Annotated in this window: 16 protein-coding genes; 14 read left to right on the top strand and 2 right to left on the bottom strand. The window is 51.0% G+C overall.

The features are described 5' to 3' along the window. The first annotated feature begins 119 nt into the window (after positions 1 to 119). The 9 genes from LOS79_RS13960 to LOS79_RS13920 all read left to right on the top strand — a co-directional run bounded on the left by LOS79_RS13960 (position 120) and on the right by LOS79_RS13920 (position 17,963). On the top strand, positions 120 to 7,013 hold the full coding sequence (locus tag LOS79_RS13960) for a choice-of-anchor I family protein (protein WP_315420719.1): 6,894 nt from the start codon (positions 120 to 122) through the stop codon (positions 7,011 to 7,013). Positions 7,014 to 7,208: 195 nt separating this feature from the next. Continuing rightward, entirely contained in the window at positions 7,209 to 7,340 is a 132-nt protein-coding gene (locus LOS79_RS13955) for a hypothetical protein (protein ID WP_315420717.1), read from the top strand. A 278-nt stretch (positions 7,341 to 7,618) separates the two neighbouring features. Further along, positions 7,619 to 8,671, top strand: coding sequence for an LLM class flavin-dependent oxidoreductase (locus tag LOS79_RS13950; protein WP_315420714.1), 1,053 nt, complete (start codon positions 7,619 to 7,621; stop codon positions 8,669 to 8,671). A gap of 203 nt (positions 8,672 to 8,874) precedes the next feature. Then, positions 8,875 to 9,222, top strand: a complete 348-nt coding sequence (locus tag LOS79_RS13945) for a hypothetical protein (RefSeq protein ID WP_315420711.1) — start codon at positions 8,875 to 8,877, stop codon at positions 9,220 to 9,222. Between the two features lie 94 nt (positions 9,223 to 9,316). Then, positions 9,317 to 11,230 carry a dynamin family protein gene (locus LOS79_RS13940; protein WP_315420709.1) on the top strand — a complete coding sequence of 638 codons (1,914 nt, stop codon included), beginning with the start codon at positions 9,317 to 9,319 and terminating at the stop codon, positions 11,228 to 11,230. Further along, entirely contained in the window at positions 11,208 to 13,013 is a 1,806-nt protein-coding gene (locus LOS79_RS13935) for a dynamin family protein (RefSeq protein ID WP_315420707.1), read from the top strand. Before LOS79_RS13940 ends, LOS79_RS13935 begins: the two co-directional genes overlap by 23 nt. Beyond that, complete coding sequence (locus tag LOS79_RS13930; protein WP_315420705.1) at positions 13,001 to 16,879, top strand: right-handed parallel beta-helix repeat-containing protein; 3,879 nt, start codon at positions 13,001 to 13,003, stop codon at positions 16,877 to 16,879. The genes LOS79_RS13935 and LOS79_RS13930 overlap by 13 nt, the downstream gene beginning before the upstream one ends. A gap of 87 nt (positions 16,880 to 16,966) precedes the next feature. After that, positions 16,967 to 17,602 carry a hypothetical protein gene (locus LOS79_RS13925; RefSeq protein ID WP_315420701.1) on the top strand — a complete coding sequence of 212 codons (636 nt, stop codon included), beginning with the start codon at positions 16,967 to 16,969 and terminating at the stop codon, positions 17,600 to 17,602. Positions 17,603 to 17,747: 145 nt separating this feature from the next. Continuing rightward, positions 17,748 to 17,963, top strand: a complete 216-nt coding sequence (locus tag LOS79_RS13920; RefSeq protein ID WP_315420699.1) for a hypothetical protein — start codon at positions 17,748 to 17,750, stop codon at positions 17,961 to 17,963. Positions 17,964 to 18,137: 174 nt separating this feature from the next. Here LOS79_RS13920 and LOS79_RS13915 read toward each other — a convergent pair whose 3' ends face one another. Together LOS79_RS13915 and LOS79_RS13910 are read right to left on the bottom strand one after the other, a co-directional pair. Then, the gene (locus LOS79_RS13915) at positions 18,138 to 19,007 is read right to left on the bottom strand and encodes an IS3 family transposase (protein WP_315422104.1); all 870 of its coding nucleotides are present in this window, start codon (positions 19,005 to 19,007) and stop codon (positions 18,138 to 18,140) included. A gap of 11 nt (positions 19,008 to 19,018) precedes the next feature. Beyond that, complete coding sequence (locus tag LOS79_RS13910; protein WP_315414133.1) at positions 19,019 to 19,333, bottom strand: transposase; 315 nt, start codon at positions 19,331 to 19,333, stop codon at positions 19,019 to 19,021. Between the two features lie 529 nt (positions 19,334 to 19,862). On the opposite strand from LOS79_RS13910, the gene LOS79_RS13905 reads away from it, so the two are divergent. The 5 genes from LOS79_RS13905 (at position 19,863) to LOS79_RS13885 (ending at position 24,126) form a co-directional block, all read left to right on the top strand. Further along, positions 19,863 to 21,107 (top strand): RICIN domain-containing protein, encoded by a 1,245-nt coding sequence (locus tag LOS79_RS13905; RefSeq protein WP_397386759.1) that lies wholly within the window; start codon positions 19,863 to 19,865, stop codon positions 21,105 to 21,107. Positions 21,108 to 21,178: 71 nt separating this feature from the next. Then, entirely contained in the window at positions 21,179 to 21,892 is a 714-nt protein-coding gene (locus tag LOS79_RS13900; RefSeq protein ID WP_315420697.1) for a glycosyltransferase family 2 protein, read from the top strand. A 118-nt stretch (positions 21,893 to 22,010) separates the two neighbouring features. Beyond that, on the top strand, positions 22,011 to 23,027 hold the full coding sequence (locus LOS79_RS13895; protein ID WP_315420694.1) for an aminoglycoside phosphotransferase family protein: 1,017 nt from the start codon (positions 22,011 to 22,013) through the stop codon (positions 23,025 to 23,027). Between the two features lie 20 nt (positions 23,028 to 23,047). Beyond that, on the top strand, positions 23,048 to 23,437 hold the full coding sequence (locus LOS79_RS13890; RefSeq protein ID WP_315420692.1) for an iron chaperone: 390 nt from the start codon (positions 23,048 to 23,050) through the stop codon (positions 23,435 to 23,437). Positions 23,438 to 23,469: 32 nt separating this feature from the next. Beyond that, complete coding sequence (locus tag LOS79_RS13885; RefSeq protein WP_315420689.1) at positions 23,470 to 24,126, top strand: hypothetical protein; 657 nt, start codon at positions 23,470 to 23,472, stop codon at positions 24,124 to 24,126.

Genomic DNA, 24,126 nt, shown 5'->3' with positions numbered 1-24,126 from the left:
GGACAATGTTAATATATGAGCAATCGTTAACATTAATTAGTTGGAATTTTAACAATTTCGCGGCCGTAAATTAACAGTTGCCTCTTAAAGTAATAGGTATAAAAACTAGGGAGGTTAATATGAATACCAAAAATTCAAAGCGGATGTTAAGCGCGTTCATGGCTGTCCTGCTGCTGCTGATGACGCTGCCTGTATCCCCTCTTGTGAATGCTGCACCTGTAAGTGTTGCAGAATGGGTCTTTGACAAAGATCCTGATACTACTAAGACATTAACAAGTTTCCCGGCGACTGGCGGCCTTGCCGCAGCTCCCACGGTAACTCTCTCTACATATATGGGGGAGAACTCGGCGGGTGGTGCAGTTGGGGCGTATAACGCAACTCAGAAATCATTCTCGGTTGCAGGCTGGGATGGCGGCGCTAATATTAAGTATTGGAAGCTGGCACTTTCGACTGCCGGTTACGAGAATTTGCAATTATCCTTCAATTCCTATGGATCGGGTACAGGTCCGCGGGATTTCAAGCTGCAATACAGCACAGATAACCACACCTTCACAGATGTGGAGAATGGGGCGTTTACCAATACATCGGCATATAATTCTGTACCTACCCTCTCAGACCTGCAGCTGCCTGCAGCGGTAGATGATAGTGCAGCAGTATATCTGCGCTTCCTGCAGACAAGTGACCTGTCCATCAGATCAGGGACGGGTACTTATTCTCCTACTGAAACAGTAGGTGCAGGAGGTACCTCCCGTCTGTTCAATATTTACATCAAGGGTGAGCAGAAGGCTGACTCAGGAGTAGTTGCTGCGGTTACGGCCACCCCGGATCACGGCACGCAAATTGCGCTGGGAAGCACAGTGTTCCTGTCTACCCTCACCCCGGATGCCGCTATCGAGTACACACTGAACGGCGGAGCTGTTGAGACGATCAATGCAGCCTCCGGCCAGGTCGTTATCGATGCCTTCAACCAGCCGGGAAATCTGGCAGTTATTACAGCTAAAGCTGTAAAAGGGGCAACTGCAAGTGTGGAAAGAACCTTCACCTATACGCAGGCGCAGGTCAGACCTGTCTCGGCTAATGTAACAGGCTCCATCTCCGATGGTACGCAGGTTAAGCTGACTACACCAACGGAAGGGGCTGCAATCACTTATATTCTGACCCGGAAGGCTGGTGAATCCGGCGAAAAGGCAGATGCCAAAGCAGCGTATACGGCTCCAATCACATTAACTGCGGACATGCTTCCGGCCAGAATCGAAGCCACTGCGGTAATGGCAACCTATAAGGACAGTAATCCTGCAACCTTCAATTATACCCTTAAGGAAATTGGTGCGGAGGAGAAGGTTTACTTCGGCCAGCTGCACGGGCATACGACCCAGTCCGACGGATCAGGTACTTTGACAGACGCATATACTTACGCAAGAGATGTGGCCGGACTTGATTTCTTCGCCGTAACGGACCACTCCAATTATTTTGACACCACCAGTGCACCAGTCGAATATGAGAACAGCTTCAATAATGCCAAGTGGCAGTTGGGGCAACAAGCGGCCGCAGCTGCGGCAACACCTGATTTCGTCTCCTTCTACGGCTATGAAATGACCTGGACCGGCGGTCCCGGACATATCAACACGTTCAATACAGAAGGGTTCGTCAGCAGAAACAATCCTAAATACGCTTCCGGTGTATCCGGCATGACGAATTTCTATAAGCTGCTGAAGGATACTCCGGGCGCAATCGGCCAGTTTAACCACCCGGGAACGACCTTCGGCGATTTCGACGCATTCTCGAACTATGATCCAGAGCTGAATAAGCATATGACTCTGATTGAAGTGGGCAACGGGGAAGGCGCTGTTACCTCCGGCGGATATTTCCGTTCTTACGAATATTACAATAACGCGCTGGATAAAGGCTGGCATCTGGCGCCAACCAACAATCAGGATAACCACAAAGGCAGCTGGGGCAACTCCAACACAGCCAGAACGGCAATTGTGACGGATGATTTCAGCAAGGAGGGTGTATATGCCGCCCTTCGTAATCTGCAAGTGTATGCAACAGAGGATGAGAATCTGGAGATCAAATATAGAGCAAACGGCGAACTTCTGGGAGCAAGCCTGCCGGCAGGCATCGCTGAGCTGAATATCAGCGCCGATCTGCATGACCCGGATGCAGGGGACCAGATCGGACAAGTATCGGTCATCAGCAGCGGCGGCGCAGAAACCCATATTCAGAATTTTACAACCAACGAAGCTAACTATTCGGTCAAAATCGATAACCCGGCTAAAGGCTATTACTACATCCGGGTAGTACAGGGCGACGGAAATATTGCAGTAACTGCACCAGTATGGGTAGGCGAGGTTGAGAAGGTCGGCATCACTGCTGTAACCTCTTCGGCCAGCATGCCTGTAACAGGTGAAGCGCTGAACATTACTGCGGAAATCTTCAACAATGAAGCAGCTCCGGCAACCATTGAGTCGATCAGCTACCGTATCGGCGGTGCAGCTGCTGAGGATAAAACGTTAAACAGTACGCTGGAATCCTTCAAAACATTGAAGGACAGCATTACCTATACCCCGTCAGCTGCAGGCCAGGCGACAGTAGAGGTTACTGTACATGCACTCGTGAACGGCAACAGCCGGACGCTTACCGGTCTGCTCCAGCTGAATGTCCGGGATGCAGCCAAGCTGGTGAACATCGGTGTAGATGCCTCGCATAAGAACGAATATGTAGCCGGCAACTACGCGAACAGCCTGACTAATTTTGCGAGGCTGGCAGAGGATTATGATATCCGCCTGGTCGAGGTTAAGGACGGGATTACGCCGGAGAAGCTTGCTGAACTGCAGGCGTTCATTCTGACCCCGCCAAACCGGAAAGCCTCTGTAGGTGCTTTCGGTGAGTATACAGCGGAGGAGCTCGCTGCTGTGAAGGCTTTTGCCGACAGCGGTAAAACTCTGATTGTTACCGGACTCGCGGACTATGGCGACGGAAAAAACGCTTCGATCTATCACGCGGCATATCAGCAGAATTTAATTCTGGATGCACTGAACGCCAAGGCACGGCTTGTAGATGATGAGCTGATCGACAATACAAATTATGTGAGCCAGAATTTCCGGCTCCGCTTCAAAGCCTATAATATGGACAGCCCGTATACGTTCGGTGTAGATCCGGCGCAGGAATACAGCTTCTATAGCGGCTCTTCGATTACTGTAGCGGATGCGGATAAAGCTGCTGTGACTACTATCGTAGCTTCACATGCCACTTCGGAAAGCCTCGATTCGGATAAAGACGGCCTGGGCGGTGAAGGCAACCCGGTAGTAAAGGGGAATATTCCAGTTCTGACTGTAGAGACGCTGGATAAGGGAGCCAAGCTGTTCGTGGCCGGTTCAGTGTTCATGTCGAACTTTGAAGTGCAGGCAACGCTGGACAATGCGGCTGAGCTTGGATACAGCAACTACAACATCAGCCAGAATATCCTGAAGGAGATTGCCCCAAGAACCATAACCCCGATTGCTGAGGTTCAGGCGGCAGCGGAAGGCACGAAGTTTACGGTTCAGGGTACGGTTACCTCCAATGCGAGCGGGTATAACCAGAGCACTGCGTTCTTCGACTCTATTTACGTACAGGATGATACGGCCGGAATTAACCTGTTCCCGGTATCGGGCAACTTCAAAGCCGGACAGAAGGTAGAGGTTACCGGAACCGTAGGCGGATATCAAGGGGAGAAGCAGTTGACGGTTACGGATATCCAGCTCCTGGACGCCAGTGTTAAGGAAATTGTTCCGGCGCTGGTATCTACTGCAGAAGCTACAGCTGACTCCAGCCGCGGAAGCCTGGTGAAGGTAGAAGGAATTGTGAAGTCTGTAACACTGGATAGCGGAAAAGTAGGAGCGATCGTCCTGAATGACGGATCCGGCGATGTAAGAGTATTTATCGACGGGTATATTACTCCGGATGTGCAGCTTGAATCCATTAAGGCTGGGGAACGGATTTCGGCCATCGGGCTGTCATCTGTAGACACTGTGGGCAAGAGAATCCGTGTACGTGACCGGAAGGAGATCAAGCATCTTACCGGCTCCATCATGAAGAAGATCGGCAGTTATTCCACAGGCTACTCCAGTAAGGACGGCGGTGTGGCCGAGATCGTCAAATACAACAGTGACAATCAAAAGTTCTATCTGGTGAACGGTAAAGAGAAGCAGGTTGATATTGTCAGCCTGAAAGGGCTGAAGTCCGGGCAGGATACGCAGCTGACGCTGGATCACCGGATTGATGTCAGCAAAATGATCGAAGGATTTACTTTCGGGGATATTACAAGCGTGGATATTAACACAAAACTGGATATTATTGCGATTGCGGTGCAGGAAGCAGATTACAGCAAAGCAGGCGCTGTTCTGCTGCTCGATTATGACGGCAAATACCTGAAACATTATGCTACAGGTGTACAGCCGGATATGATTACCTTCACTCCGGACAGTAAGTATGTGCTGACGGCCGATGAAGGCGAGCCGAGAGAAGGCTACAAAGCTCCGGCAACGGATCCCAAGGGATCTGTTACAGTAATCAATCTGCAGACTCAAAGTGCCAAAATCGTTGATTTCACCGGCTTTGACAGTACTGCGGCCAGAAATGCGCTTCTCGCAGACAATGTGATTCTCAAGAAACAAACTGCACCATCCGTAGACCTGGAGCCTGAATATGCGGCAGTGTCTGCGGACAGCAAGCTGGCCTATATCTCACTTCAAGAGGCTAATGCGATTGCTACACTGGATATTGAGAAAGGTATCTTTACAGCAGTCAAAGGCCTCGGATTCAAGGATCACAGTCTTACCGGTAATGAGCTGGATATGCGCCGGGATGGCAAAATACAGATTCAAACTGAAGCGAACGTGCTCGGGATGTACAATCCGGATGGGATCACCACCTACACAGCGGGCGGCAAAACCTATATCCTTACCGCCAATGAAGGGGATTCCAGAGACTGGAAAGGCCATCTTAACGAGAAGGATGTCGTACTTGGCAAAGGCCAGGATGGAGACAGCAGCAAGGATATGAAAGTCACTGCTTTCGATACCTCGGAATATGAAGTGGGTGCCGGCGGAACAGGCTTTAACAGCGGTACTATGTATCTGTTCGGTGCCCGTTCATTCTCGATCTGGGATGCAGCGGATATGTCCCTGGTATATGACAGCGGTGCGGAGTTCGAACAGATTACGGCCAAGCTGCTGCCGGAGTACTTCAACTGGTCCAATGATGACTATGTCTTTGAGAAAAGAAGTGCCAAAAAAGGACCGGAGCCGGAAGATGTTAAGGTAGGTGTCGTAGACGGCAAGCCTTATGCATTCATCGGGCTCGAACGGGTCGGCGGCAACATGATGTATGATATCTCAAATGTCAGCAGCCCTGTGTATTATGATTACCTGAACACCAGAGATTTCGCGAATTCAGTGGATAACTCAGGTTCGAAGCCTGCTTATAAAATTGCCGGCGATGTATCGCCTGAAGGACAGCATTTCATTCCGGCTGATCAGAGCCCGACACGTTACCCGCTGCTGCTAGTAGCTAACGAAGTGTCTGGAACCGTATCTGTTGTTGAAATTCCTAAAGGCTATTACACACCGCCGGTAGATCCGACACCGGTGCCAACAACAGCGCCGACAGCAACACCAACGCCGGAGCCGGAAGCAACACCAACACCAACGCCGGTAACCGGAACGCCGACAGCAACACCGGCACCGACATCAGCACCAACATCGGCTTCGGTCTCTGTGCCGGCTGTAACTCCGGTCCCATCGGCCACGCCTTCGGTACAGCCAACATCTTCGGCGCAGCAGATTACGGTTACCGGTACCGTTGCTGCAGCGGTATTGTCACTGAATGCCGGGACAGGAGAGGCAAGCTTCAAGCTTACAGATGAGGCTGCAGCCAAGCTGCTTGCGAATGCGGCAGCGGGCGGTACAGCCGGTCAGCGTACCGCTGTTGAGATCCGCGGGGGAGCTGTTAATGATGCTAAGAAAGTAACGGTAGAATTCAGCAGTGATTTCCTGAACAAGCTGGCTTCGGGAACACAGGCTGATCTGAGAATCAATACCGGTTTTGCTGTTATTACCCTGGGGAACCAGGCAGCTGATGCCATTAGCAAAGCAGCTAAGGGAGAGACTCTCCGCATTAGTGTGGACCGCTCCTCTGTAAGTGCTCTGGGCGGCAGTGTCCAGGCGCTGGTAGGAAACAGACCGGTGTATGATTTCACGATCACCGATGGTGTTTCCGGTATTACAAGCTTTGGCGGGGAAGCCGTCAAAGTACAGATTCCTTATAACCAGGCCGCCGGAGAAGATCCAAATGCGATTGCCGTCTACTATATTGATAATAGCGGCAATGCCATCTCAGTGCTCAGCCGCTACAATGCGGCAACGCAAATTGTGGAATTCCAGACCAGCCACTTCTCCAAATTTGCTGTAAGTTATCTGGATTCCGGGTTTAGGGATACCGCAGACCATTGGGCTAAGGACAGCATTAATTTTGCAGCGGCAAGAGGCTGGTTCACAGGGCTTGGAGACCGGAAATTTGCTCCGGACCAGACCTTAACCCGGGGTATGATTGCTACGGTCCTCGGTAAAATGTCCGGAGCGGACACATCGGCTGCGTCTTCCTTCACAGATGTCCAGGCGCAGAAATATTATGCTCCGTACATCGCCTGGGCGGCGGCAAACGGTATTGTTCAGGGTACAGGCAATAACCGGTTTGCTCCGGATCAGGCAGTGTCCAGAGAAGAGCTGGCAGTGCTGATGAACAATTATCTGAGCTATCTGAAGCTGCAGCCGGGGCAGCAGGCTGCGACTTCAAGCTTCGCAGACAGTGAGGAGATTTCATCCTGGGCAGCGGCTGCTGTGGCTAATATTCAGCAATCAGGCCTTATCAGCGGCAAACCGGGTAACCTGTTTGATCCTAAAGGAACAGCGACCCGTGCTGAAGTAACAGCCGTGCTGAAGAAGCTTAACGACAGCAGGTTTGCGCAGTAAGCTTCATGCTCCGTTACACCAATCATGGATAAACGGGATGTCACCCTGCCGCAATAGGGCGGGGAGACATCCCGTTTTTTTGATTATCCAGGAAATTAGGTAAACTGAACCATTGTGGATAAGGGTGGAAAAGTAGCTTGAGCAGTGTCGATCGGTACTTAAGGGAGTCAGGAGGCCGTGGCAGCAGAACAATAGATGGAAAAAGTACACTTGTTACAAGACGATGGAGGGAAGGTCAAACAGCAAGTGGAAAAAGAGCACTTAATATTAGGGGAACAGACCAAAATTAGAGAAATAGATGAAATTAAAGTACGTTTATCCATTTAATTCCATATATAAGAGAGGCCGGCTTCAGCATTTTAACCAGCGGATACTAAACAGAAGAATCTTCGCCAGGAGCAATAGTAACGGCTAAGCTAATACCCGGCGAGCAGCTAAGTTCGCCCGGAGGGCGGGTTTGTTCTGTTCATAAATTTATATTTTGAATATTTAACTATTTGGATTTAAACTATATAGATTGCTGCTGAAGCGTAGTCTTCGAAGCTAGTTTTGCGAAGGGGATTCCATGGAGCAGGTACTTACATAATTTTGAGGAGGAACAACAAGTGGAACTAGGAATTAGCACCTTTGTCGAGACAACGCCTGATGTGGTAACCGGCGAGACTATGACCCATGCGCAGCGGCTGCGCGAGGTAGTGGAGGAGATTGTGCTCGCAGATCAGGTGGGACTGGATGTATACGGCGTAGGTGAGCATCACCGGCCTGATTTTGCCGCTTCTTCACCTGCGGTAGTTATGGCTGCTGCAGCTTCGCTGACCAGCAGAATCCGCTTGACCAGTGCGGTTATGATTCTCTCTTCCGCTGATCCGGTACGTGTCTATCAGGATTTCGCTACACTGGACGGGATATCCGGCGGCCGTGCCGAGATTATGGTGGGCCGCGGTTCATTCATAGAATCATTTCCGTTATTCGGCTATGATCTGAAGGATTATGAAGAGCTGTTTGACGAGAAGCTGGACTTGCTGCTGAAGCTCCGGGAATCGGAGAAGGTGACCTGGAGCGGCAAACACCGTCCGGCTATCCGTAATCTGGGGATCTACCCGCGTCCGGAGCAGAATCCGCTGCCGGTCTGGATTGCGAGTGCCGGAAGCCCGGCGTCTGCGGTCCGTGCCGGGACCTTGGGGCTGCCGTTTGCATTGGCGATTATCGGCAATGTGAATCCGTCGGATTACGCGGAGCATGTGCGCCTATACAAGGAAGCAGCTGCCAAGGCAGGCCATGATGTATCGCAGCTGCCGATTGCCTCGCATTCACATGGTTTCGTTGCGGAGACTAAGGAGTCGGCGATCGAGAAGTTTTTCCCGTCTACATATGCCAGAACCAACTTCCGTGCAGTAGAGAAGGGGCTGCCCGCTTACAGCCGTGCCGATTATGATGCGGCCAGCAGCTTTGGCGGAGCATTATATGTAGGCGATCCGGAGACCGTTGCCCGCAAAATCATCCATCTCTATCAGCACGTAGGCATTACAAGATTCCTGCTGCATGTACCGCACGGCACGATGCCGCACGCAGAGGTCATGCAGGCTATCCGGCTGTTCGGCACCGAGGTCGCACCGCTTGTCCGGGCGGAAGTTGCCCGGCTGCAGCAGAATAGTTAACATACTAGATTGTTTTTGGAAGCTGTTTCTTCCCGTCTGCCTGTAAGGGGTTGGGGAGAGGCGGCTTCTATTCTATGTATCTATGTCTAAAGTAGTGCTATCTTGGATAATTCAGGGGAAAAAACTAGAAAAAATTAACGGAAATGATATAATGCTTATAAAGTTATGCTTATTAAGTCCTAATTTTTGAGGGAGTGAATTTCATGGATTCCAATTATTTCAATCATCATGACCCTTTCAATCATCATGATATACTTGACCATGCTTTCGGAAAGACTACCCACTCCTCACATGATCCGGTATTTGTCGAGGACTATTTCCGCAGTGACGGAACACATGTGAAGGCGCATATGCGCTCACATCCGGATGACAACCCGGTTAATAATTATTCCTATCCGGGCAATATCAATCCTTTTACGGGAGAGATTGCCACAGGTGACCCGCTTGCTTATCTCAGTACATATGACACATCCTTCCAGCATGTAATGCAGCACCCTAATCCGCTGGCTCATATTCAGGGTTATTCTCTTCCGGTGCTCACATTTATCTAATGACTTAGTCGCTTCAGGGACCCATAACCTTAGGTCGGGTCTCTTTTTTTTATTTCCCGGACAGAAAGGACAAGTGAAAATGACGGGTATAGATTTGTCATCATACCGCGCACGCCGCAAGCAGATTATGGACGCGATTGATGAAGTGGGGTGTACGGCAAGAGAACTAAAGGCTGAATCTGTAGAGCGGGTTCTGCAAGTGACCAAAGAAGGACTCGCGGATGATGTATTCAGAATTGTTGTTGTCGGAGAGTTTTCACGCGGCAAATCTACTTTTGTGAATGGACTGTTGGGGCGGCGGGTCCTGCCCTCTTCGGCTAATCCGACAACAACGGTGCTCAGCAAAATTGTCTATGCAGAGCAGCAGTATTATCGTCTGCACTATCGTGACGGAAGAGATATCATGAGTGTTACTGAAGCGGAATTTCAGTCCATTGTTGCACCGGAGGAGCCTGATCCGGACGACCTGCTGATGCTTCAGCAGCGTGATCATGCTCTGCAGGAATACGGAGCTGTCTCCTATGCTGAGATCGGTTATCCGGCTGCCTTATGCCAAGGCGGAGTAGAACTGATCGATACACCGGGCACGAATGATCTGGATGCTGCCCGTGAGGAGATTACATATAAATTCATTCCGGAAGCAGACGCGGCAATTTTTGTGTTATCGACCCGGCCTCCGCTTACCGAAACGGAGCTAGATTTTTTTAAGGACAGAATCCTCAAGGCAGATATCCAAAAGATATTTTTCGTCGTCAACTTTAAGGACCGACTCGCCACAAGTGAGGGACAAGAGAAGGTAATGAACCGGATTGTTAATCTGCTTACTCCGGTTGTAAAGGATTTGAGGATTTATCTGATCTCTGCCAAGCAGGCGCTTGATGCCCGAAGGGCAGCCTCTGGAGAAGCTGTAGCAGGCACTATTGTTCCTCTGTCCGACAGCGGATATCCGGAGCTTGAAGCGGCTGTCGGGCTTTTCCTGACCGAAGAACGGGGCAGAGTGAAGCTGGCCAAACCGCTGGAGCGCACCCTTCGCATGGCGAGTGAGCTGAAGCAGAATGCAATCCGGCTTCCGCTGTCCATGCTGGGGATACATTTATCCGAACTGGAGAAGAAGGCGCTGAAGATACAAGGGGAGCTGGACCGGGTAACCCGTGTGGCTAGTGATGCTATTCAACGGCTGAGTGTGGCACTGAATGCGGGAGGGTTGGGCATTCGCGTCCGCTGGGAGTCGGGACTGCATGAGGTGGCGACTGCTGCAGTTCAGACTGTTACGAACTATACAGGCCCGCTGCAGCAAGAGGAGATTGCCCGGGCTATTGAATCGGCGGTGGCCCCTATACAGACCTCATTGCAGGAGCGCATACATGCGGCACAAGCTGCTGTCCTTGAAGAGGAGACCGGGCGGAGCAACCGGCGGCTGGAGCAGGAGTGGGAAGCTATTCAGCAGATGATTCTTCATACATTTATCATGGATCCGGGGAAGAGCATGGAGGAGAGTGCCGGATTTGGCAAGCTGTACGACCAGGATGAGGTTATAGTCAAAACTGGAATCGGCTCACTAGGCATGCTGGGCGCGATTATCGGACTTCATGTCGCTTTGCCGCTTGCTTTACCAGCGCTTTTTTTCGGAGGAAGCTTCATGTATTCCTATTTTGATAACAAGGTCCGTGATAATGCACTGGCTAAAATCCGGGTGCAGGTGGAGCGGAGGTACAGGGATGTGATTCCTGCGATGTGCGCTGACCTTGATAAACAGTGGCAAAAAACAATTGAGGATACGATAAGGCATTTCGAGCAGGAAACAGGACGCAAGCTTAAAGCTGTTGCGGATCAATTGCAACAAGCAATCCGTGAACGTAATACTGAAGCGGGCAGCGTAGAACAGCAGAGAACTTATCTGTTGAAGCTTGAGACTCGACTGGATCATGTTATAAGCAATTTGGATGCGATGAGCGGTGAGCTCGGTATCGGAAGGAGCGGTTATAGTGAATCAGCTGGCAGCAGATGAGATCATTGCAGAGCAATATGAAGCCGGAAAAAGTCAGTTGCTTGAGTCCATTGCTCAAATAAAGGAGTGGACTGGCGGGCTTCTGCCGGGGTCTGTCTTTGTCCGGGAATTGGAGCAGCTGCAGGAGTCGATTGAAGAAAATTTTTGTACAGTTGTGGTCCTGGGTGAGTTCAAACGCGGCAAATCTACATTTATTAACGGGTTGCTGGGTGAGGCTCTGCTGCCGGCCGATGTAACCCCGACAACAGCCACCCTTAATGCGATTCACTATGGCGAGGAGCGCAGTTTAACCGTACATATGCAGGATGGATCATCAGAGCTACGGGAGCTTAGCCGGGAGAATATCGACGCTTTTTCCGCCGAGGGTGCAGAGATTCCGGATAAAATTCGCTATCTTAGAATGACTCTGCCGCTGGAAATGCTTGAATCTAAAATAATGCTAGTAGATACCCCGGGGGTTAATGACCTTAATCAGCAGCGTGTTGAGGTAACCTACCAGTTTGTGCCCCGGGCGGATGTGGTGATTTTTCTCCTGGATGCCACCTCGCCTGTGACCCGTTCCGAGAAGGAATTCCTGGCTGATAATCTTCCCGCCGGAGCAACGGGCCGTATGCTGTTCATCGCAAATTTCATGGATCAGATTGATGAGGATCCGGCTGACCATGTGGAGAGTATCACTAAGCGTCTGGCTGCTGCCCTGGGCGGGTTCAAACCGGCGGTTCTGCCATACTGTGCAACCCTGGCTTTAGAGGGAAGACTATCCGGAAATGATGAGTTCCTTGAAGCATCCGGGTATTTGTCTGTAACACAAGCAATCCGGGAGCTTATCAGCTACGGCTCACAGGGTGAGATGAAGCTTGAACGGTTCCGGACGCGGCTGCATACGCTGAGCGCTTCCATTGCCCGTGAGCTTGATGGCCGGCTTGCACTGCTGGATGTGACCGGGGAAGAGCTGGCAGGTAAACTGGAGAGTATTGAGAGCTTGATGCAACGCCACAGCCATATCCGCCTGCAGATGGAGAATTACACGAGAGACCGGGAAACAGAGATACTGGCCTTTGTCCGGAAATCCCTTATCTATTTTGAGCAGCAGCTGAAGGAAGATATGGAATTTGCGGTCTTACAGTTTAACGGCAATCAGCTTAAGGATTTCATCGAAATCCAGATTACCATGCAGGTGAAGCGACGGCTGAAGCAATGGATTGAGCTGCATTCGCAGCCCATGGTGAAGCTGCTGCAGATGCTGGAACAGGCGCTGGCTTCCGCACTGGCTGCAGAATTCAATACTGCCCTGTATCCGCTTGTGAATAAGAACAGGCTGGACGGCCTGCACAGCGAGGAGAGCGGATTCGCACTGACCGGTGACGATCTTTCCAATACCCCTATTATAGCAGGGCTGATCGCAGGTGGCGCCGGGATGCTGGCTATGCTGCTTGGTGGACCGATCCTGCTTCCGATCGTGGGGATGGCAGGATTCCCGTTCATACAGAAGCACATGCTGCAAGATCAGCTGAAAAAAGCGAAAGAAAAGCTGCTCCCGGAGCTTGATAATGCTATTGATCAAGTGATGGAGCAGTTCAGCGGACATGTAGAGCAGTGGCTGCTGAATAACGTCAGGCAGGTGCGGGAAGCAGCAGAGCAGCGATACGTAGATATTGTGCGTATGCATAAAATCCGGCTGGACACAGAGATATCCGGTGTGAAGCGTTCTCTGGAGGAGCAGGACCGGGAGAAGCAACAGCTGATAGAGGCAAGAAGGGAAATAGAGCTATGGCTATGCTAGAATCGGTGAATAATAGTATTGTGTATACAGGTCTTATAGTTGCCTTGCTGCTACTGTTTGCTGCAGGGCTGTATATCCGGCTGAAGCGGAATAAACGTAAGAAAGCAACGGAAACAAAGCTGCAAGCTGAGCTGACGAAACCCGTCTTTATAAGGACGGTGCAGCGGATAACCGGGGAGGAACTGGAGCGCCGGATTCCGCAGCAGCAGGTGAAGCTGCCGGATCAGTTAACCTTTTATCCGGCAGAGGAGCTGATGAAGAATACGGCGGAGCGCCTGGCGCTAATGCTGGAGCGGTTTGAGGAGCTGAAGGAGTATAGAAGTAAGCTTCAGCTGCTGGCTGATGACGCGGTTAAACCACTGCTGCTTGCGGTGATGGGGCTTTTTAAATCAGGGAAATCGAGCTTTATTAATGAATTGATTGGTATCAAGGATTTCCTGAGAACCGATGATGTCCCGGCTACAGCAGTTGTTACGATGCTCAGCTATGGCGAGACCAGGGAGGTTATCGCACATCTGCTTGACGGGAGTGCACAGTCGTATCCTTATGATAAGCTGCATGCTTTATCGGCAGAGGGGGATGAAGGGACGGCCGCCTTCAGGGCATCCATTGATTACCTGGAGGTCCGTCTTCCTGTTGACCTGCTGAGAAAGGTGACTATTGTGGATACTCCGGGACTGAATTCTGATAATGAGCATCATACCCGGGCAACCGAACGGTTTGCAGAACGTGCCGATCAAGTGCTGTGGCTGTTCTCCTACGGACAAGCAGGTTCCAGGCAGGAAATGTCCAGGCTTAGTCGAATGTCAGGCGGCTGGAAGCCTATCGGGGTTGTGAACTGCATTGATGAGCATGACCCGGAAGAGGGAGAACTCCCTGCATTCCTGCAGCAGGTACGCAGACGGCTCGGCAGCAGCATCAGCAGGCTGGAGGCGGTATCCACACTTCAGGCATGTGAAGGACGGATAACCGGAGATGTGGAACTACAGAACCGGAGCGGCTGGCATCAGCTGGAGCAGGCACTGCAGGATGAGCTTTATGGTAAATCCGCAATGAAGAAAACCGCCCGTCACCTGTCAAGACTGCATAGTCTTATCTCTGCTCTGCACAAGGATATTCATGAACAGAATAAAAAATACGAGGAAGCCTGCCTGCTTGCAGGTGACAAGAGCCAAATGATCCAGACGCTGAATAATAACCGGAAGAAGGTTCAGCAGCTGCTAAATGAGTTCAACGCTCTGAACAAGGAGACTGCACTGCATAATTTAGAGGAGCTGCATCCACTTCCGGGGACTGTAAGCGACTCCCAGAAACTGAACAAGCAAATGAAGATGCTGATAGCTGTACTTAAGGAGCTGGAGGCAGAACATAACAGTATTGAGAAGAGCTTCAGAATTAACGATCAGTACATCAATGATCATAATATTGCCCACAGGCGGCTTGAGAATGATTACGGCGAGTACAATAAATCAGGGATGTTTGGAGGAAAACCTCTGCTGGACTGGGACGGTAAGCTCAAGGCGCTGAATGCCAGGTCTGCTGAAATGGATAAAAAAGCCGAAGAGCTTAATGCGAACCGGCGGGAAATACTCTCGCAGCAGAAGCTGTTCCTGGACCGGTTGAACCGTAATGAGCAGGAGGGGTTCGAATTGGTTCAGCTCATTGTAGACAAGCTGAAGCATAGTATCGCTGAATTCGACAAGTTGCTGGATAATCATGAGGAAACCCAGGCTGAAGCTGAGCGTATGCAGCAGGAGCTGGCCTGGACAGCTGCCGCCAAGTCTATGCTCAGCCATTTGATGAGCGGGGAGGTAAGTGTATTTGGAGCTGTCTTGCAACAGACGATTGCTCTCGGGGGGGATGTGCAGATTACAGGAGAGCAGCTGGAGCCGTCACTGGCATATTTGCAGAAGCTGGAGCAACGTTTACTGGAAAGTCTGGACAGTCCCCAGGCAATGGAGGCAGCGGTATCGGACATAGAGCCGTCACTCCCTGCTGCCGCAAGCTTGCTGGTGCTGATCTCGGAGGCTGAGGAGAACGCAGAGCTTCAACTGGAGCCAGCCTGTTATGTGCTCAGCGAAACACTTGTGGTTACAAAATCACTAACCATCCGCGGTTCTGACACCGGTAATACAGTAATTACCGGCAATCTGGAAGCTTTGCTGCGGCTGACGGCAATGAAGGAGCTGTCTATAGAGAATGTACAATTTGAATTGTCCGGCACGGCTGGAAATATAGCTGTAATCGAGAGTGGTCATGCTCTATTCAAACACTGTTCATTCAAGGATGCCGCTGTGCCGGTGAATTCCGCAGATGCGTTATTCCAGGGGGCAGGATTACTGTTGCTTGGAGACTCCAAGGCAGAAGCAGAGAATTGCCGGTTCATCCATAACGCAGTTGGTGCAGCGGCGCTTGATGAGAGCAGGCTGCTCATCCGCAGCAGCGTATTCCACAGTCATCAGAGGGCTGGCATTATAGCTTTGGGACAAGGTACAGTTGAACTCCATAACAGTGAGCTGACATATAACCTGACGGGCTTGCACCTGGCTGAAAGTGCTAAGGGAAGCTGTACACACAGCCGGCTTTGCTTCTGCGGGGATGGTCTTTATGCCGGCGGAAATGCAGAGCTCATTGCTGAAGAGAACAATATCGCATTTAACGAGAGGGATGGTATACGCGGAGAGGGTCAGGCGGTCCTGACGGCGGTTGCGAATGACTGCCAAATGAATCTGGATGGAATCCATCTGCTGGATTCTGCGGGAGGTTATCTTGCAGCGAACCGGTGTAACCGGAATCTCTCAGCGGGGATTAATTATGAGACGGAGCACGAGGTAACCCTCGAGCATAACCAGTGCAACCTCAATGGGAGTGCGGGAATTGCCCAGTATGCTGCAAGAGCTGCAGCAGTTATCCGCAACGAGTGCAGCGGAAATCTGATGCATGGTATCTATGCGGCAGGAGCCGGCAGCCATGAGCTGGAGGGGAACAACTGCAGGGATAATCATGAGTCTGGTATGGCATTAGGGGGCACTGTTACCGTGTGGGTCACATACGGCAACTGCAGCAACAATCAGAATGGCCTGTTTGTCTCTGAACAGGCTCAGGCGGTACTGCAGGATGGGCATTACAGTCATAACTTGTACGGCGGTATCTATGCAAAGCAGGCTGCGAAGGTAACCGTTACCGGGTGCGAAAGTAATTCGAATTCAGCCGGTATTGCCATAAGCGGTGAGGCCCAGGCTGCCATCAAGCACTGTTCGGCAGACGGCAACCGGTATAATGGCATAGTGTTTGGTGATCAATCATCAGGCAGTGTGGAGCATAGCACTTGCAAGCGGAACGGGGAAGCTGGAATATCCGCAAGGGAACATACCCGTGTGGAGCTGTATTCCAACACCAGCAAGGATAACAAGTTGTTTGGTATATACATGTACGATGAAGCCAAGGGAACTACAGCTAAGAATCTGTGTAGTGCAAATGAGCTGGGTATCTATCTTGCAGGGCGAACCTCTTTTATACTGAGAGAAAATGAGTGTTTCATGAATAAAGGCAGTGGCATTTGTTATATTGAGCGGGCGTCAGGGACTGCTGTCAGCAACAATTGTCATGATAACGGCATGGACGGTATCTTCATTACGGGAGAAAGTACACCGGTGCTTGAGAAAAATATTGCTGTAAGTAACAGTAACAGTGGAATTTCAGTTGACGGCAGAGCGGCTCCCGAGCTTAATGCTAATGTGCTGCAGAGAAATGCCGGTTACGGGCTTCAACTTGGACGGGAGGCTATCCCAAAACTGAGTGGCAATCAATTTCAGGGCAATAAGCTTGGTGACAGCTCAGGAAATTCCGGAGAAAAGTCAGCGTAACACCAGCGCTTTCCATTTGAGCTGAGAGATATCATATGTTACCTTGTTCAATAGGATGGTATGATAGGAAGTGGGGTGAATTGAATTATGACAAATGAGACAACAAGCGAGACAACGAATGAAGAAGTGCAGGGCAACGAGAATGGCATGACCGAAGAGAAATGGAACGAGCTGCTGAAGGCTGTTTTTCATAATGGCATTGTAGCTCTCAAAATGAGCTTTGGTGAAGTGGAAGGACAGGTGCTCAATTTGGGCACTTACGGGCCGGTCTTTGTGTATCGGGTGAAGGATAAAGACAACGATGACTATTATTGCGGGTTCTTCCTCCGCGAGATGGCAGCCAGATTCCAGACCGGCAACAGCCCGGAAATCTGGATGGCCTCCTTCTTCCATGAGCTGATGAAGACCAAGGGCGGTAATGCCCTGCCTAAGCCTCTTCCGACTGAGGAGGAAGCCAAGGCGGTTGTAGACAATGTGCTGGTTCCCATGTGCATCACGGCTGTCCGGGAAGAGTTCGCGCCGGAGCAGGTCCATGCCGGTCTTGCCTGGAACGAAGAGCACGGACCGGTCTTCGAAGCCGGCTTCCCAAGTATTGTTGAAGGTAACAATGTATGTGCAATTCCGCTCCATCTGCTGCTCACGCATCTGCAGTTAAACCGTGACCCGTCGGAACTGCTGCTGCAAGGCTTGTACAAAATCCGTGAGGAGCACGGGCTCGAGTAGCCGCCTCAAGAAATACGGCCCTTTAGCCGAAAGACGGCAGGAGCGCTAACCTGTTACTGCTGTATAGCCTGTTTTCCAGGCCATGATTAGACCGCTTCCGGATGGAGGCGGTTTTTTCATAGGAAATGATACAACGCAATAAAAAGTGGATAACAGCGAAGAGATGGCTAAGGCGGTGAAGAATGTGGCAGAGAGTGCGGATGGTGTGGTGACCGTCATTGAAATGGAGCAGCGCCGCTGCCTAAAGAACGAAGGAGGCCATATCGATCAGCAATCGGGCAAACTCCGACCATGCAGGCTGAATGTTGCGCTTGCGCAAGGTATTGGTGAAGAAATACCATTTCTCCGGGTGAATAGGTGACAAGTCTGACCCTTGCGGACACCACAGCCTTTAATAGCTGATTATCGGCCCAATTGGCAGCTTTGAGGACATCACAGCCCTTATTCAGCACTTTTCAGGTAGCTAACCCTACTTTTGCAGCGAAATAACGGCGCTGGTGTACTTCTGTCAATAGAGTGGACACGGAAAAACAGGTCATTTTGCAAGTTTTAGATTACGGTAGTATAGGGATTCGAAGCGATCCGGAGACAGGTATCCCAGTTTACTGTGGATTCGCTTCCGGTTGTAAAAGAACTCAATGTATTGAAACAGTTGGTGTTCAGCTTCTTTTTGCGTCTCAAACTTTCTGCGGTAAATGAGTTCCCGTTTCAGAATGCTGTGGAACGATTCAATGCAAGCATTGTCGTAGCAGTTTCCACGGCGGCTCATGCTACGAATCATATGGTACTCTTTCAGCTTTTTCCGGTAGTCTGCAGAGGCGTACTGGCTTCCCCGGTCTGAATGGTGGATCAGTCCCTTCCCCGGCTGCTGAGCCTCGTAGGCCCTCGCTAGCGCGCCAGATACCAGTTCCACTTTCATCCGGTTCCCTAGCTTCCAGCCTACAATCTTACGCGTAAATAAGTCTAATACGCTTGCCAAATAGACCGTGCCTTGGCGTGTTCGGATGTAGGTAATATCCGTTACCCATACCTGGTTCGGTTGGGTACACACATCAAAATGCTGGTTTAGCCAGTTGGGGGCAATCGGGAAATCATGGTTGGAATCCGTCGTCTGGACATTGAATTTTCTCATGGCTTCGGAACGGAACTTATGCGCCCGCATGAGTCGGCCTACGGTTTTTTCACCCACCGTAAACCCTTCTTCTTGCAGCTTTTTGGTGATTTTCGGACTGCCATAGATTTTATCGTTATCGTAAAAGTGGTACTCAATGCGCTTCACCAACTGCTCCTGTCGTTTCTTTCGGTCACTGGGAGGGGTCTTTCGCCATTTATAGTAGCCGCTGCGGGAGACGCCAAGTACGCTGCACATCTTCTCAATCCGGAACATGGAACGGTGTTCCTCAATAAACTGAAACCCTAGCTCCGGTCTTTGCTGAAGATGTGCATGGCTTTTTTTAAGATGGCGATCTCCTCTTCCAGATCCTTATTCTTTTGCTCGAGGTCCACAATCTGTTGTTCTTGGCTACGCAGCCGGCCACTGCCTACAAACGGTTCATCGGGGAACTGACGGTACGTGCTCATCCAACCTTTCAGTGTTCCTTTTGGAATATTGAGCTCGAGGGCAATCTCATCCATGGACTTCCGTTGTTCTTGGATGTACTTTACCGTTTCTTCTTTAAACTTTCGGTTATATCGCTTCCGTTCTGACACGGCGTTCACCTCTTCTGGCATTTATTCTATTATCCATGGGTTGGGTTTGCCGTGTCCACCTATTAGTCTACTTCATGGTGTCCGTTAAGGATTGGTACATAGGTGATTTTTACAATTTAACGTCTCTCCTGTCCGCAGCAAGATGCGGTTAACTTGAAAAAGTATAGTGTGGCGGTCTACTCTTCTTGTCAGGGATTCAAAGTCTTCACCAGGTCAATTGAGCAGGCAGTTAAGCTCGCCCGGAGGGCAAATTTGTTCAAATATAAGAATTTATATGTTGCACCTGATAAGTTATCCTTCTATTTCTCGCTGAAACGGCACCGTCCTTAGAAAGGACGGCGTAGCCGTTTCCACTTGTTCAGCAGAATCCCGTAATCAGTGTCCGCGCGTTGTTCGGTAAATTGACAAATTCGCGGTTCTTAGCAAAGGCAAAAGCGATATATATGGGTATGTAGCCGCTTTCGAAACCGGTTGGGTAAGGTTTCAACTGTACGAACGTACGCGTGCATTGAAATAAAGCTGACAACTTCGGATTGCCAAGAGGAGGACAATGATGTTGAGAAGAGGAAAAGTCCTAAGCCTGTTTCTGCTGTTCACATTATTAATCGCACTGGTGCCTGCGGCGAATTCCAGTGCAGCTTCAAGCTGGAATCTGGCCTGGAGCGATGAATTCGACGGCTCCTCCCTGAATACGTCTAACTGGACCGCTGAAACCGGCACGGGCAGCGGCGGCTGGGGGAACAATGAACTGCAATACTATACGAACCGGACACAGAATCTGCAGGTGACCGGAGGCAATCTTGTCATCACTGCACTTAAAGAATCCTATGGGGGCATGAATTATACTTCGGCCCGGATCAAGACGCAGGGGCTGAAGAATTTCACTTACGGCAAAATCGAAGCGAGAATCAAGCTGCCTTCCGGACAGGGGATATGGCCGGCTTTTTGGATGCTCGGTTCTAATATTAATACAGTCGGCTGGCCCAGCTCCGGGGAGCTGGATATTATGGAGCGGGTCAACAATAATGCCTTCGTCAACGGTACGGTGCACTGGGATGCAGGCGGCCATGCCGAATACGGGCAGGTCTCGGGCAGCCTGGATTTCTCCCAGTATCATGTATACAGCGTGGAATGGGACTCCAAATATATCAAGTGGTTTGTTGACGGCAACCAGTTCAATCAGTTCTACATCGAGAACGGAACAGGTAACACAGAGGAATTCCAGCGGCCATTCTTTCTGCTGCTGAATCTAGCGGTAGGCGGCAACTGGCCGGGAGCCCCGAACAGCTCCACCAGCTTCCCGGCACAAATGCTCGTTGATTATGTACGTGTATATCAGGCCGGTGCGCCTTCAAGCGGCATTGTCAGCGGCGGAATTTACACTTTAGCCTGTAAAGCAAGCGGGAAGGTGCTGGATGTGAAGGATGTCTCCACCGCCGATGGAGCCAAAATGCATCAATGGACGAATTACACCGCCAGCAACCAGCAGTTCAGAATAGAGAGCACCGGCGACGGCTACTACAAGCTGACGGCTATGCACAGCGGCAAGCTGCTGGATGTTCCGAATGCCTCCACCGCCAGCGGAGTGCAGCTGCAACAGGCCAATGATAACGGCAGCAACGCCCAGAGGTGGAGCATTGTCGATGCAGGCGGCGGCTACTACAAGCTTATTTCCAAAGCAAGCGGCCTCGCGATGGATGTATCCAATTCCTCAACAGCGGACGGAGCGGTAGTACAGCAATGGACCGATAATGGAACGGATGCCCAGAAATGGCTGTTAACTAAGATTAACTAGGCAGGAGCAAAGGCCCAAACCTGCGCCTGGATTACTTCATATCCTGAAGGGATGACAGGGGAGGGCTGGCTATGAGTACGAAATCCGGCAGAACGGGCGTATCAGTTATTGTATGTACTAACCGCCCGCAGTTTTTTAATAATGTTCTGCGCAATTTCAACAATCAGCGGTATGCCAATAAAGAGTTAATTATTATCCTTAACAACGACAGGATGAACCTGAAGACGTATCAGCGTACAGCCCGTGCGTACAGCAATATCACAGTTTATAAGGTTCCTGAGAGGATATCTTTGGGACAATGCCTGAACTGCGGAATTGCTGCCTCACGTTATCCGTTACTGGCCAAGTTCGACGATGATGACTATTATTCACCGTTTTATTTACAGGAGCAGGTTCAGGCGCTTGGCCGCACCCGCAGTGAAATCGTCGGCAAGCATGCCTGCCTGGTGTACCTCGCAGCGGGCAGGAAGCTGATTATCCGCTCACCCCGGGAAAAGAATAAACATGTTCATTTTATCCAGGGAGGCACGCTGCTGTTCAAGAGGAAGGTGGCGCGGGAGGCTGCTTTTCCCGACCGGTCCCTCGGTGAAGATGTAGCTTTTCTAAGAAAATGTAAGGCTAAAGGGTATAGAATATACGCGACCACTCCCTACAATTATGTATATATGCGCAGGAAGGATAAGGGGAGCCACACCTGGAAGGTCAAGGACCGGTTCTATTTGAAGGGCAGTCTGCCGGTTGCTGTGACAGATCAATACCGCCGCATAGCAGACCGGAAAATGTGAGCGCCCTGTAATAATTGAAGGATAGGCCGCAGCAGCTGCGGTCTATTCGTGTTGTTATACCATAAATAACCACCTTCATGCTAAAGTATAAGTAAGCGTTATTATGAAGGGGGACACCATGAACTATAAATTGAATTTTGAAAAGCTGTGTGCCACATATAGATTGGGATCACTGGGCGCAGAGCCTGAGCAAATCTTCGGCGGATTCCTGCACCGGATGTACCGGATGACCACGGATGAAGCCGAGTACGCGGTAAAAGCGCTGAATCCGCAAATCATGCTGCGGGAAGCTGCAATGCTGAATACGATAGCCGCAGAAAAAGCAGCCGTGCTTGCCCTCCGCCAGGGGATTAACGCCCTTCCGGCCATCCGGCAGGAGCTGGGCTGTATGCATGAGGCGGATGGGCAGTACTATCTGCTGTTTCCCTGGGTTCAAGGCCAATCCATACGCGCAGCTGCTGCCAGTACCCGGCATTGCATCCTTATAGGGGAAACTCTTGCTGCCATTCATTTGGCGGATTTCACTCCGCTTCATAATGAATTCCCTAAGGAGCCGGAGGCTGATCTGCAGCAGACGGATTGGGAAGAATATGCCGGGCAGGGCCGGGCAATGGGGCATCCGTGGGCTGCCGCGCTGCATGCTGCGGCGGACAAGCTATGCGGTTATGAAGCGCAGGTGAGTGCAGCCGTACCGGTGCTGAAGGGCAACAGGCTGATCAGCCACCGGGATCTCGACCCGAAGAATGTGTTGTGGGCGCCTGACGGCCAGCCCGTCATCATTGACTGGGAGGCAGCCGGCTGGATTAACCCGGCCCAGGAGCTGATTGAAGTAGCGCTCTATTGGTCAGACTTTGAAAGCGGCCATGTCCGTAAGGAAGCATTCAATGCAATCATCCGTGCTTACCGCAGCCGCGGGGGAGAGATTCTTGATCCCTGGCCGGAAGTGTTAAGCGGGGGCTATCAGGGTAAGCTGGGCTGGCTGGAATACAGCATCCGGCGGTCACTCGGGCTGGAGGGCCCGGATGAGGCTGAGCGGGAGCTTGGGACGAGCCAGGTGCTGCCTACGCTGCAAGCGCTGAATGAATATGCCGGATTCATTCCGGTCTGCTTAGAATGGCTTGCGGCCATAGATTAACTTAGGAGGATGAATAGAGTATGGAAGATAACAAAAGCACACTGGAGACTATCGATCAGTATATTGCCGCGTTTGAGCCTGAAGTCCGGGAGCTTCTGCAGAAGGTGAGAGAGGTCATTCAGGAGGCGGCACCGGAGGCTGTGGAGAAAATCAGCTACCAGATGCCGACCTTTTTCCTGCATAAGAATCTGGTGCATTTCGCCGCCTTCAAGAATCACATCGGCTTCTATCCGGCGCCGCAGGGAATTGAAGCCTTCAAAGAGGAACTTGCAAAGTATAAGGGGGCGAAAGGCTCCGTACAGTTTCCGATTCATGAGCCGCTCCCGTATGAATTGATCACCCGGATTGTAAAATTCAGAGTAGAAGAGAATCAGAAGCTGGCTGCGGTCAAGCCGAAGAAGAAGAAGTAAGAAACAGGAAGTAAGAAGTGGAGGCAGAGGTGATGATCAGGGTAATGGCAAGAGCCTGTCTGAAGGATTCAGGCGAAGCAGGCATTCATTATTTGCGGACTGGCGGTGCTGCAGCAAGATTGATTGAGGAAGGCCTATTAATGACAGCTGCCGGGTTCCGCTGGAAGCATAATGTATTCCTCTACTATGAATGTATGGAGGAAGCCATCCTGCCGGAAGCAGTATTACCGCAGGCCGCGCAGTATCTGGCCGATTGGCCGGGGCAAGACCAGCCCCGCCAGTGGATTCCGCTGATTGATGTGTTTCACTTCAATGCACCGGGCGATGCCGCTCATTGGCGGCGGAAGACTAAGCCGGAGCAGCAGGTTGGAAGGGTAGCGCATCTGAAGCCGGAAATGGCGGCCAGTTATGTGTACTACCACTATCAGCTTCAGGAAGAGCAGGCCTTCTACGGGCCGAAATATGAAGTGATCGGAATCCATGAGAACCTGCTGTTCGGCTACCAGGAGTTCCCGGCCGTGGTGGAAGAACCTGTGCTGCCGAAGAAGCTGGCGACCTCGGGTACTCCGGAGGTATGGAGTGACTCACGAATGGATCTGCATTTCCAGCCCTGGCCGGATGGACACCTCTATTTCAAGCCGGTAGAGACATTGTTTGCCCTGCAGGAGCTGCTGCTTGACCGCAAATAA

It is taken from the genome of Paenibacillus sp. MMS20-IR301 (assembly GCF_032302195.1).
Classification (GTDB): Bacteria; Bacillota; Bacilli; order Paenibacillales; family Paenibacillaceae; genus Paenibacillus_AQ.
Note: the sequence above shows the minus strand (reverse complement) of the source record. Positions and strands in the feature narration are given on the sequence as shown.